The 12,080-nt window shown below is 38.1% G+C and carries 13 protein-coding genes; 12 read left to right on the top strand and 1 reads right to left on the bottom strand.

The features are described from left to right. Positions 1-1,104 precede the first annotated feature (1,104 nt). From cydA to ybgE, 4 genes are read left to right on the top strand one after another with little or no spacing between them, the layout of a single operon-like run. Complete coding sequence (gene cydA / locus GWI68_RS16985) at positions 1,105-2,673, top strand: cytochrome ubiquinol oxidase subunit I (RefSeq protein ID WP_166541034.1); 1,569 nt, start codon at positions 1,105-1,107, stop codon at positions 2,671-2,673. Positions 2,674-2,687: 14 nt separating this feature from the next. Then, positions 2,688-3,845 carry a cytochrome d ubiquinol oxidase subunit II gene (gene cydB, locus GWI68_RS16990; protein WP_166541035.1) on the top strand — a complete coding sequence of 386 codons (1,158 nt, stop codon included), beginning with the start codon at positions 2,688-2,690 and terminating at the stop codon, positions 3,843-3,845. 12 nt (positions 3,846-3,857) lie between these two features. Beyond that, the gene (cydX, locus tag GWI68_RS16995) at positions 3,858-3,971 is read left to right on the top strand and encodes a cytochrome bd-I oxidase subunit CydX (protein ID WP_069370099.1); all 114 of its coding nucleotides are present in this window, start codon (positions 3,858-3,860) and stop codon (positions 3,969-3,971) included. Next, positions 3,971-4,255, top strand: coding sequence for a cyd operon protein YbgE (ybgE, locus tag GWI68_RS17000; protein ID WP_166541036.1), 285 nt, complete (start codon positions 3,971-3,973; stop codon positions 4,253-4,255). The genes cydX and ybgE overlap by 1 nt, the downstream gene beginning before the upstream one ends. Before the next feature lie 90 nt (positions 4,256-4,345). Here the strand turns inward: ybgE and GWI68_RS17005 are convergent, their stop codons facing one another. Beyond that, the gene (locus GWI68_RS17005) at positions 4,346-5,233 is read right to left on the bottom strand and encodes a LysR family transcriptional regulator (protein ID WP_166541037.1); all 888 of its coding nucleotides are present in this window, start codon (positions 5,231-5,233) and stop codon (positions 4,346-4,348) included. An 89-nt stretch (positions 5,234-5,322) separates the two neighbouring features. On the opposite strand from GWI68_RS17005, the gene GWI68_RS17010 reads away from it, so the two are divergent. The 8 genes from GWI68_RS17010 to pal all read left to right on the top strand — a co-directional run bounded on the left by GWI68_RS17010 (position 5,323) and on the right by pal (position 12,004). Continuing rightward, a complete protein-coding gene (locus tag GWI68_RS17010; protein WP_166541038.1) occupies positions 5,323-6,693 on the top strand; it encodes an MFS transporter in 1,371 nt (456 codons plus the stop codon). Next, on the top strand, positions 6,683-7,090 hold the full coding sequence (locus tag GWI68_RS17015; RefSeq protein ID WP_166541039.1) for a hypothetical protein: 408 nt from the start codon (positions 6,683-6,685) through the stop codon (positions 7,088-7,090). The genes GWI68_RS17010 and GWI68_RS17015 overlap by 11 nt, the downstream gene beginning before the upstream one ends. A gap of 310 nt (positions 7,091-7,400) precedes the next feature. Continuing rightward, complete coding sequence (gene ybgC / locus GWI68_RS17020) at positions 7,401-7,796, top strand: tol-pal system-associated acyl-CoA thioesterase (protein ID WP_166541040.1); 396 nt, start codon at positions 7,401-7,403, stop codon at positions 7,794-7,796. Beyond that, complete coding sequence (gene tolQ / locus GWI68_RS17025) at positions 7,796-8,482, top strand: Tol-Pal system protein TolQ (protein ID WP_072070590.1); 687 nt, start codon at positions 7,796-7,798, stop codon at positions 8,480-8,482. The genes ybgC and tolQ overlap by 1 nt, the downstream gene beginning before the upstream one ends. 22 nt (positions 8,483-8,504) lie before the next feature. Further along, positions 8,505-8,930: a colicin uptake protein TolR gene (gene tolR, locus GWI68_RS17030; protein WP_072070589.1), complete on the top strand. Its 426-nt coding sequence runs from the start codon at positions 8,505-8,507 to the stop codon at positions 8,928-8,930. Positions 8,931-8,957: 27 nt separating this feature from the next. Then, positions 8,958-10,025 carry a cell envelope integrity protein TolA gene (tolA, locus tag GWI68_RS17035; RefSeq protein ID WP_109410026.1) on the top strand — a complete coding sequence of 356 codons (1,068 nt, stop codon included), beginning with the start codon at positions 8,958-8,960 and terminating at the stop codon, positions 10,023-10,025. Positions 10,026-10,167: 142 nt separating this feature from the next. Beyond that, positions 10,168-11,463, top strand: a complete 1,296-nt coding sequence (gene tolB, locus GWI68_RS17040; RefSeq protein ID WP_023581196.1) for a Tol-Pal system beta propeller repeat protein TolB — start codon at positions 10,168-10,170, stop codon at positions 11,461-11,463. Between the two features lie 46 nt (positions 11,464-11,509). Further along, positions 11,510-12,004, top strand: a complete 495-nt coding sequence (gene pal / locus GWI68_RS17045) for a peptidoglycan-associated lipoprotein Pal (protein ID WP_072070586.1) — start codon at positions 11,510-11,512, stop codon at positions 12,002-12,004. Positions 12,005-12,080 lie beyond the last annotated feature (76 nt).

Below are 12,080 nucleotides of genomic sequence, written 5' to 3' on the forward strand. Positions count from 1 at the left end.
TTCCTATAAGTATCGTAATAATGGTTCCTAAATCCCCCTTCAGCATCGCTGTAAGGCACATTTTTACTACAAAAATGTTTTTTTAAACATGTTAATGAATAAGTGAAAAGGAGGGCAGGTAAAGAAGCGTGCCTGAGAAAATATTCTTTTATTATGATAGGGCATCAAAAAGGAGATTAAAGCTGAAACTAGGCTCTTTTATACCTATCAAGAGTAATGATGAAACACTTATGATTGTTGTAAGAAATGTTCCACAAAAATAATAAAATACAATAAAGACAAATTGTTTTCCTTTTTCGTGAACCTGGTTTGATGGCTTTCTTATTTAATTGATTTAAAAGGTTATTTTTAATTTTATTGAATTATTGATTTGTATTTTAGGTATATAACATAGATTAATTACAGTTTACTTATCTGAAATAAAAAACAAAATAAATAGTTATTAATATTAAAAATAGATAATCACTATTGGATTTTAATTTTATCTTTATTTGATAAATTAACTAGATGTCATTTTCTGTATTTACACTTTTGTAAATTTCAACTTATTAATTAATAGATTATTTTTTTTAAATATTTATTTTTTACCTGCAAAAAAATGATTTTGATATTAAAATTAATAAAACACAACTAAAAGTGTTTATTTTTAGGGCTTTTATGAAAATAAAAAGTTAATTTTATTATGGAAAATATAAGGAGATAAATTACACTTAAAAATAAAAACAACATTGCATTAACACAATGGTAACTATTGGGTAATTTATTCGCAACTAGTTAACATTAAAGTGTTTTTTTGATGTAGGTCAAGTTATTAATTGTGGCAAAAATTTCTGAATATGCTTAAATTGGCACACGATCAAATATGCTGTTACAAACCTAAAAGTCGTATTGTTGACCTAAGCTCAGAATTCAAATCTGGGTCACGCAAAATATATTTATTATATGTAAATATAAGCGTACTATTTGTAAGGTATTGTGTTTTTGGTCTTTAATATTCGTTGTTGTTTTTAGAGGCATTTATTGCTGGTAGTTATGAGGCTTTATAATTTAATAAAGTCGGGTTGCCGCAAGTCGGTGTCTTCCTGCTAGGAGCAAGGAGTCAAGATGTTTGATATTGTCGAACTGTCACGGTTACAGTTTGCCTTAACAGCGATGTATCACTTCCTGTTTGTCCCGTTAACGTTAGGTATGGCGTTTATGCTGGCAATCATGGAAACGATATATGTCCTGTCGGGTAAACAAGTTTACAAAGATATGACAAAGTTCTGGGGTAAGTTATTCGGTATTAACTTTGCTCTGGGTGTCGCAACTGGGTTGACCATGGAGTTCCAATTTGGTACTAACTGGTCATATTTCTCTCATTACGTCGGTGATATCTTCGGTGCGCCTTTAGCAATCGAAGGTCTGATGGCGTTCTTCTTAGAATCAACTTTCGTCGGATTGTTCTTCTTTGGCTGGGATCGCTTAGGTAAGAAGCAGCACTTGATGGTAACTTGGTTAGTTGCTTTCGGTTCTAACTTCTCTGCGCTATGGATCCTTGTTGCGAATGGTTGGATGCAAAACCCTGTCGCTGCAGACTTCAACTTTGAAACCATGCGAATGGAAATGTTGAGTTTTGCTGATCTGGTTTTAAACCCTGTCGCTCAAGTTAAATTTGTTCACACCGTCGCTGCTGGTTACTGTACTGGTGCATTCTTTGTTCTGGGTATCAGCTCTTACTACCTGCTCAAAGGTCGTGACATCGGTTTTGCAAAACGTTCTTTCGCAGTTGCCGCTACTTTTGGTATCGCAGCTGTATTATCTGTTATCGTACTGGGTGATGAATCTGGTTACGAAATGGGTGACGTGCAAAAAACCAAACTGGCTGCAATTGAAGGTGAATGGCATACAGAAGCCGCTCCAGCTGCATTTAATCTGATTGCATTCCCTAATCAAGAAAAAATGGAAAACTCGTTTGCATTACAAATCCCTTATGTCATGGGTATTATTGCAACGCGTTCTTTCGATACGCCTGTATTAGGTCTTAACGATCTGATGAGTCAGCATGAAGTTCGTATTCGTAACGGTATGAAAGCTTACGAATTATTAAGCGAACTACGCGCAGGTAATACTGATCCTGCTATTCGTGCTGCATTTAATGACGCTAAACAAGATTTAGGCTACGGCTTATTACTGAAGCGTTATACTGAAAATGTTGTCGATGCAACAGAAGAACAAATCAAATCTGCTGCAAAAGACACTATTCCTAATGTTGCACCTCTGTTCTGGTCATTCCGTATCATGGTTGCCGTTGGCTTCCTGATGTTAATGATTATTGCTGTCTCTTTCTGGACTGTTCTATCAAACCGTATTGGTAACTATAGATGGTTACTACGTGCTGCGTTACTGGGTATTCCATTACCTTGGATTGCGATTGAAGCAGGTTGGTTTGTTGCAGAATATGGACGTCAACCATGGGCGATTGGTGAAATCCTGCCTACGGCTGTAGCAACTTCTTCACTGACACAGGCTGATATCCTAATATCTATGGGTCTTATCTGTGGTCTGTATACTCTGTTCTTAGTTGCCGAAATGTTCCTGATGTTCAAATTTGGTCGCCTTGGGCCGAGTAGCCTGAAGACGGGTCGCTATCACTTTGAACAGAAGAACGCATCTTCTGCACAAAGTAAGTAACACAGGAGTCCACTATGTTTGATTATGAAGTATTGCGATTTGTTTGGTGGCTACTGATTGGTATCTTACTGATTGGCTTCGCAGTCACTGATGGTTTTGATATGGGTGTCGGTGTGTTACTACGCGTTATCGCGAAAGATGATACTGAACGCCGTATTTTGATTAACTCTGTTGCACCTCACTGGGATGGTAACCAAGTATGGTTAATCACAGCAGGTGGTGCATTATTCGCTGCATGGCCAATGGTTTATGCTGCGGCATTCTCTGGTTTCTATTTTGGTATGATCTTCGTATTGGCGGCATTATTCTTCCGTCCAGTAGGTTTTGATTACCGTTCTAAATTAGAATCACCAAAATGGCGTGGTATGTGGGATTGGGGCATCTTTATTGGTAGCTTCGTTCCACCATTAGTTATCGGTGTTGCTTTTGGTAACCTGTTACAAGGTGTTCCATTAGAAGTCGATAGCATGCAACGTGTATCTTATAATGGTACAACTAACGGTATCATTAACCTGCTGTACCTACTAAACCCATACGGTTTATTAGCTGGCGTAATTAGCTTAATGATGATTGTTGCACACGGTGCAAGCTATCTTCAAATGCGTACTACTGGTGAATTACATGAGCGTACTCGTAAGACAACTTACATTACCTCATTAATCACTTTCGTTGGTTTCGCATTAGCTGGTGTATGGTTAATCTATGGTATCGATGGCTTCATTATTACAAGTACTGTTGATACAGCTGGTCCTTCATCTCCACTACTGAAAACCGTTTCTCACGAAGCTGGTGCTTGGATGACTAACTACAACAACTATCCAGTATTATGGGCTCTGCCTGCATTAGGTCTGTTATGTCCTTTACTGGCGATTGTTGCGACTAAAGCAAATAAAGGTGGTTGGGCATTCCTGTTCACTTCACTGACAATTGCTTGTGTTATCCTGACTTGTGGTGTGACTATGTTCCCATTTGTGATGCCTTCAAGCACTTTCCCAGATGTGAGCTTAACAATGTGGGATGCAACTTCTAGCCTGTTTACTCTTCAGGTAATGACAGTTGTTGCGATTATCTTTGTACCTATCGTTCTCCTTTACACCATCTGGTGTTACTGGAAAATGCATGGTCGCCTCGATAAGAAATTTATCGAAGGCAATAATCATACTCTGTACTAAGGAGCATAGAGAATGTGGTATTTTGCATGGCTTCTCGGAACGCTCTTCGCTTGTAGTATTGCGGTGATCGCAGGACTAGCTTTCGAGCACGCTGAAGCGAAAAAAGCTTCAGAAAGTGAAGAATAATGTTGGATAAAAGCTACCAACTACTAGACAAGGGCCCTATTAGGGCTCTTGTTTTAATCATGGCGTTGGTAATGGCATTTTGTATCATGTGGGATCCTAGTCGATTTGCAGCGAACACCAGTTCACTTGCAATTTGGCAAGGTGTCCTTCTTATTTGGTCTGTGTGTGCTGGTGCAACTTTTGGTTTAGCATTTCGCCCTAAACATGTTGTTGCAAAATGTTTATTACATCCAATCCCTGCAATTATTATTTTAGTTGTTGGGCTAAGTTACTTTTTCTTCTAAAAAATACCTTATTTCTGCTCAGTGTATGAGAAAGAAATAAGGTATTTTATTTCCTAACTATTTCTTCTAAATTCTCTCGCACATCTAGCGTTATAGCTGGATATTTTCTTTTAAGTAATCAATAAAGAGACGTGTTTTTCTTGGGATATGTTCGCTATAAGGGAAAATAATATTAACGGATTGAGTTAAAAGTGCATGTTCAGGAAACAGTACAACCAATTGGCCTTCTAATAATTCTTGACGAATATACCAATGTGGCAAAATAGTCATCCCTGAGTGCGCAAGAGCCATTTTTTTTAATGCGGCAATGGTGTTAGTTTCAAAATAAGCATCTTGAGCTAACTGAGAGAGTAGGGTATTAAATTCTGAAGATGATGAAAGCTTACTTTGACGTAAATTACTGTTTGCTAAATAAGGAATAGCGCTTAAATCGTTGATAGTTTTTATCGAGAATTTTTGTAACAAATCAGGTGAAATAACTAAACTTATCTCGTAATTAGCCAATTTGGTAGAGCGATAATTACTGTCTTTTAATGTGCCTAAACGAATAGCCAAATCTAACTTATGATTTATTAAATCCTCAATAGAAGAATTAAACGCATACTGTACTTTCAACTTTGAGTGTAATTGCATAAATTGACTAAGTAACGGCAAAATATAATATTCACCAAATTCAGCTGTTGAACTTAATCGCAATGATCCCTGTAGTTCCTGCTGACCCAATCTCGCTTTATCTAATGTTTGCTCTAATTGAATTAACACTTGACGAAAATCTTGATAAAGCATCTCTCCAGTCTCTGTCAGTGAAAATCGACGAGTATTGCGATTGAGTAATGAGACATTTAACTCGGTTTCTAATGCTTTGATATGAATACTCACCATTGATTTACTCAAGCGTAAATATTTTGCTGCTTGAGTAAAAGATCCTGTATCAACAACAGCAATAAAAGAGCGAATTCGATCAATTTGATTTTGCATGATTGTTTACTCTGATTAAACAATAAGTTCTATTTTGTCAGATAGACGAAATTCGTCAATCTTCCGTACTCTATGCGCGGAGGATTTTTATGACTTACCGCTATCGAATTGCATCTATATTTTTGCTGGGCTTCTTTATAGATTGTATCAACATTTTTATGTCAGCCATTGCATTACCCGCAGTCGCTGATGATATGCAAATTTCCATTGTTTCAGTGACTTGGGTTTCAAATAGCTATATTTTGGGATTGACGTTAATTATTCCATTAAGTCATTGGTTATCACAACGTTTTGGTATTAGAGCATTGATGGTGACATCAATGCTGATGTTTAGTGTGTCTGTGGCGCTAGTAGGGGACTCACATTCATTTAGTGAACTTATTTTGTGGCGTTTTATTCAAGGTGTTAGTGGTGGATTATTGATCCCAATTGGACAAGCACTAACTTTTCAATATTTTCAAGGACATGAAAGAAGCAAAATATCAACGATCATTATGGCGATAGCTTTAATCGCTCCAGCAATATCACCTACATTAGGTGGATTTATTGTTGATATGGCTTCTTGGCGTTGGGTATTTTATAGCAATATTCCTTTTTCATTACTAACCGCACTTTTAGCTTTTATTTGGGTAAAAGAGCCTTTACCTAAAGAAAACGCTATACCTGATATCAAAGGTATCATTCTTATTAGTTTGGTTATTGTTTCAGGATTGTTTGCTCTATCGGCTTATGGTGAGTATCACTCAACATTACTTGCATTAGTCATAGCGGCATTATCGGCATGTTTTGCAGTACTTTATTATTATCATTATCGACGCCATATATCTCCAGTTATTAATTTATCATTATTAAAAAATAGAAATTTATCGATCTCTATTTTTGTTTATTACTGTATTCCTGGTGTTTTCACTGGTGTAAATATTCTTGCGATATTTTATTTACAACAATATTTAAAATTTACTGCTCAAGGCACAGGTGTTTTCATGTTGTTATATGCACTTGGGGCTTTTATTTCAATGACAATAAGTGGTGTATTTTATAATAAATTAGGCATGAAACGTTTATTTATTTTCGCGCTGTTATTACACAGTATAGGTATTGCTTTATTAATATTTGTAAATAGTAATACGGATATACCTTTATTAATTATTGCTTATTTAGTTATCGGGATTGGTGGCGGAATTGGTGCTAATACTGCGCAAACAACAGCATTATATGATTTTAACTCACAGAAATTAGTTCAGGCCAGTGTTATTTGGAATATTAATAGGCAGGTCGTTTTTAGTGTCGGAGCAACCGTTGTTGCTATGTTATTTAATATTCTTTCACTTTTTTGCTTACCACAAACCGCTTATAACATGACATTTTTAATATGTGCTTTAATTGGCATATTGCCTATCACATTATTATTTACATTAAAGAAAAAAAATATTGTACAGGAAATACAAGATGAAATTTAATACAGATTTAATTATAGAAAGCATTAGATCTTTACATGATGAAATTGAAGCTGTTTTTACGCAATTTCCTCTTTCTATTGATGCAATAACTAAGATAGAAAATCTTTTATCTAGTGAGTTTTCTATGGTTGGGATCAATGGAAAAGCAGTGAGTTATGATGATGTTATTGCGATGTTCAGACAAAATGCAGGAAAAAGAAGTGGACTGAAAATAAAAACAGATGATTATAAAATAATTTATCAATCAGATTGTTTGGTGGTTGTCAGATATCAAGAAATACACAGTGAAAATAAGAAAATTCTTATGCGGGAGTCAGTGGCGTTATTGAGACGCAATTCTCATGAAACGAGTTGGCAGTGGCACTACCTCCATGAGACACCAATCATAAATAATTAATTGATTTATATGAAAAACCAGTTTTTAAACTGGTTTTTTTAGGCCATTAAAAATAATACTAATAAATAAGACAATCTATGAATTTCTAATTAGCAAGCATTTTTATGCTGTCTTAATGAAAATATTTTTTCTATTCAGAGCACAAAGCATATTGCGTGTTGCAAAGAAGAGTTTATGATTGGCGCCTGAAAACTGTGTTTTCTATTCTTTACGTTACTATGATTCCCTTAGAGCTACCTCTTAAGTATAGTTAAGTGACTTATAGCTTAATTATTTATGGACTTAACTCAGAAAATGTAAGGAAGATATTATGCAGTTTCTTTGGCCTGTTCGTGTTTATTATGAAGATACTGATGCCGGTGGTGTGGTCTATCACGCCAGCTATCTAAAATATTTTGAACGCGCCCGAACAGAACTACTCAGAGAAAAAGGTTTTCATCAGCATGATTTACGGGAGTATGATCATGTTGTATTTGTTGTACGTAAATTATCAATAGAATATATTGCACCAGCTCGACTTGATGAGCTTTTACAAGTAGAAAGTGAAATTACCACATTACGTGGTGCCTCAATGACATTTTCTCAAAAGCTTATTAATCAAGATGGTTGTGTTTTGTGTAGCGCAGATGTGCTCGTTGTCTGTGTAGATTCATTAAAAATGAAGCCTGTAGCGCTTCCTAAGTCCATTATCGCGGAGTTTAAGTAGTGGCTGACATGAATGTTATCGATCTCTTTCTAAAAGCTGGGCTTTTAGTTAAGTTGATCATGTTGATTTTAATCGGATTTTCTATTGCATCTTGGGCGATTATTATTCAGCGAACTAAAGTTCTGAATGCCGCTGATCGTGAAGCCGCAGATTTTGAAGATAAATTCTGGTCAGGTACTGACTTGGCTCGTTTATATAAAGATAGCCAAGCTCGTCGTGATGAGTTATCAGGCTCAGAGCAAATTTTTCATTCCGGTTTTAAAGAGTTTGCACGCTTACATCAAGCAAGCGTTCATGCCCCTGATGCAGTTGTAAATGGTGCATCAAGAGCAATGCGTGTCTCTTTCAATCGTGAATTAGAATCACTAGAAACTCATATTCCTTTCCTCGGTACTGTTGGTTCTATCAGCCCATATATTGGTCTATTTGGTACAGTATGGGGGATTATGCATGCATTTATTGCATTAGGTAGTGTTAAACAAGCAACATTACAAATGGTCGCACCCGGCATTGCTGAAGCGTTGATTGCAACGGCTATCGGTTTATTTGCGGCAATCCCCGCAGTTATGGCTTATAACCGGTTTACGCAGCGTGTAACTAAACTGGAACAAAGTTACGATAACTTTATGGAAGAGTTCCTGACGATTTTACATCGCCAAGCTTTTGCCTCAGCAGAAAAGAAATAGTTAACGCAGAAGGAGATAGCTGATGGCACGAGGTCGCAGTAACCGCCGAGGCGTAAAATCAGAGATTAACATTGTTCCTTTGCTTGACGTATTGTTAGTGCTTTTGCTTATTTTTATGGCAACAGCGCCTATCATTTCGCAAAGTGTTGAAGTTGATCTTCCTGAAGCAACAGATACACAAACTGTTTCAACCAGTGATAATCCTCCAGTGATTGTCGAGGTTGCAGGAATTGGGCAATATAATATTCGTGTTGATCAAGAAGTATTAGAATTATTGCCTCAAGAACAGATTATGGCTGAAGCTAAACGGCAATTGGAAAAAAATCCGAAAGTTATATTTCTGATTGGCGGTGCTAAAGATGTTCCTTATGATGAGATAATTAAAGCGCTCAACATGTTACGTCAAGCAGGTGTTAAATCTGTAGGTTTAATGACTCAGCCTATGTAATAGGTTGAAATAAGTTTGGATAATAGCGTGGGAAAGAAGACGAAGCCAATCCGAAGTAAATTGAGCCGTTCAGTTATCTTGTCTACTGCCTTGCATTTGCTTGTTATCGCATTGCTTATCTGGGGGTCATTAACTCAGAAGTGGGATTTAGGTGGTGGCGGTGGTGAAGGTGGGCAAGTTATTGATGCTATTATGGTCGATCCTAATGCTGTAGTACAACAGTATAACCAGCAAAAATCGCAACAGGCTAACGTCCAAAAAGCAGAACAAGAACGTAAAGCGCGTGCAGAGCAACAAGAAGAAGAGTTGCGTCAGCAGCAAATGAAAGAACAAGAACGTTTGAAAACGTTAGAAGTTGAACGTTTACAAGCAAAAGAGGCAGCAGAAGCTCAAAAACGTGAAGCCGCGTTAGCTGCTGCCAAAGCGAAAGAAGAACAAAAAGTGGCAGAAGAAGCGGCTGCGCAAGCGAAAGCAGAGCGTGATCGCATCTTAAAAGAACAAGCGGATGCTAAACAACAAGCTGAAGCCGAAGCAAAAAAACAAGCTGAGTTAGCCGCAAAACAAAAAGCGGAAGAGGCGAAAGCTAAAGCCGAGGCAGATGCTAAAGCAAAAGCCGAAGCTGATGCAAAAGCGAAAGCTGAAGCAGACGCTAAAGCAAAAGCAGCCGCAGAGGCAAAAGCTAAAGCGGCCGCAGAAGCTAAAGCGAAAGCCGCTGCTCAACAGCAGAGTAAAGCCGTTGATAGTTTGCTCGATGGTTTAATGGCTGATGGTAATAAACAAAGCGGTGCCTCTGCAGCAGGGCAAGGTGGTGGAAACCGCACTGGTGCAAATGGTGAAGGTGTAGATCGCTATAAAGGTCAGCTGAAAGTTGCAATAGAACAGAAGTTCATTGATCCAGAGTTATACAAAGGTAAAACTTGTGAACTAAGAATTAGTATTGCACCTGATGGGATGTTAATTAATGCGAAAATTTTAGGTGGTGACGCGGCATTATGCCAAGTGGCATTAAGAGCAGCAAATACTGCTAAATTACCTAAGCCACCAAAAGATGTTTATGAACAAGTAAAATCATCGACAATTGAGTTTAAGCCATAAAACTGTCTGATAGTAGGAAAACATACACTAATTTATAGCTATTTTAGAATGTTATTGATGTGTTGTATGGTGTTGTTGAAAAGCGTTTGTTACTATTCTGTGCGTTATTGCGTAATAACCGCAATAATAAAAGGGAGACATGATGAAGCAGGCATTAAATGTTATCTTCGGACTTTTAATTTTATGCGTAACCACTCTGGCTAACGCTGAAGTTCGAATTGAAATTACACAAGGGGTGAATACTGCACGCCCTATTGGTGTCGTTCCTTTTAAATGGGAAGGCACTGGTCAAATGCCAGAAGATATCGCTGGTGTGATTGCAGCTGATTTACGTAATAGCGGAAAATTTAATCCTATTGATGTATCACGTATACCTCAACAGCCTGTCACGGCTTCTGAAGTCCAACCTGCATTATGGACTGCATTAGGGATTGATTCTGTTGTTGTTGGACGCGTACAACCGTCAGCGGATGGCCAATATTTAGTAAGCTATCAGTTAGTTGACGTTGCTGGTTCTCCAGGCGCGGTTTTATCTCAAAGCGAGTTTAAAGTCCCATCTAAATGGCTACGTTATTCTGCTCATACGGCCAGTGATGAAGTGTTCGAAAAACTGACTGGTATTCGTGGCGCATTCCGTACACGTATTGCTTATGTTGTTGTGACTAATGGGGGCGCATATCCTTATGAATTGCGCGTTTCTGACTATGATGGATTTAACCAAGATCGTGTTTATCGTTCATCACAGCCATTAATGTCACCAGCATGGTCACCAGATGGTGCTAAACTGGCTTATGTAACTTTTGAAAGCGGTCAATCTGCTTTAGTGGTACAAACATTAGCAACAGGTGAAATTCGCCAAATTGCATCATTCCCAAGACATAATGGTGCACCTTCGTTTTCACCTGATGGCTCTAAACTTGCCTTTGCTCTTTCTAAGAGTGGTAGCTTAAATCTGTATGTTATGGATTTAGCAAGTGGGAATATGACACAGGTAACCAATGGCAGAAGCAATAATACTGAGCCAAATTGGATGCCAGATGGACAAACCTTAGTCTATACTTCAGATCAAGGTGGACGTCCACAAATATACAAAGTTAATATTAACGGTGGAACACCAGAGCGTATTACGTGGGAAGGTAAACAAAACCAAAATCCTGCAGTAAGCCCAGATGGTAGTTTCTTAGTTATGGTGAGTTCTGAAAGCGGTAGGCAACATATCGCTAAGCAGGATCTGGAAACGAATTCCGTACAATATCTAACAGATACGTTTCTGGATGAAACGCCAAGCATCGCGCCTAACGGCACAATGGTTATTTATAGCTCTACACAAGGCTTAGGCACCATTTTGCAGCTAGTATCGACTGATGGACGTTTCAAAGCGCGTCTTCCGGCGACTGATGGTCAGGTTAAATCACCTGCCTGGTCACCGTTTATGTGATGCATAAAAATTATGTATGGCAAACAAAATAAAGGAACAAATAGAGATGCAATTAAACAAAGTGTTTAAAGGGTTGATGTTAGCATTACCACTCGTTGCTGTTGCAGCATGTAGCTCAAACAAAAACGAAGATCAAACTGATACAAACAATGTACCAGTTGTTGAACAAGGTCCTACTGCTGAAGAATTAGCACGTCAGCAATTAGAACAACTGAAACAACAAAACATCGTTTACTTCGGTTTCGACAAATATGACATTAGCTCAGACTACGCTAACCTGTTAGACGCACACGCTGCATTCCTGCGTGCAAATCCATCAGTACGTATCACTGTAGAAGGTCATGCTGACGAACGCGGTACTCCAGAATACAACATCGCTCTGGGCGAACGTCGTGCTAACGCTGTGAAAATGTACCTGCAAGGTAAAGGCGTATCTGCTGATCAACTGTCAATCGTTTCTTACGGTAAAGAAAAACCAGCTGTACTGGGTCATGACGAAGCCGCTTACGCGAAAAACCGTCGTGCAGTACTGGATTACTAAGAGAACGGCATGAACAACAGTAACTTCAGACCTTTCTTGATGAGTCTGTTGTTACTGGTTGGCGTAGCGGCTCCTG

Source organism: Proteus sp. G2669 (genome assembly GCF_009915245.1).
Taxonomy (GTDB): Bacteria; Pseudomonadota; Gammaproteobacteria; order Enterobacterales; family Enterobacteriaceae; genus Proteus.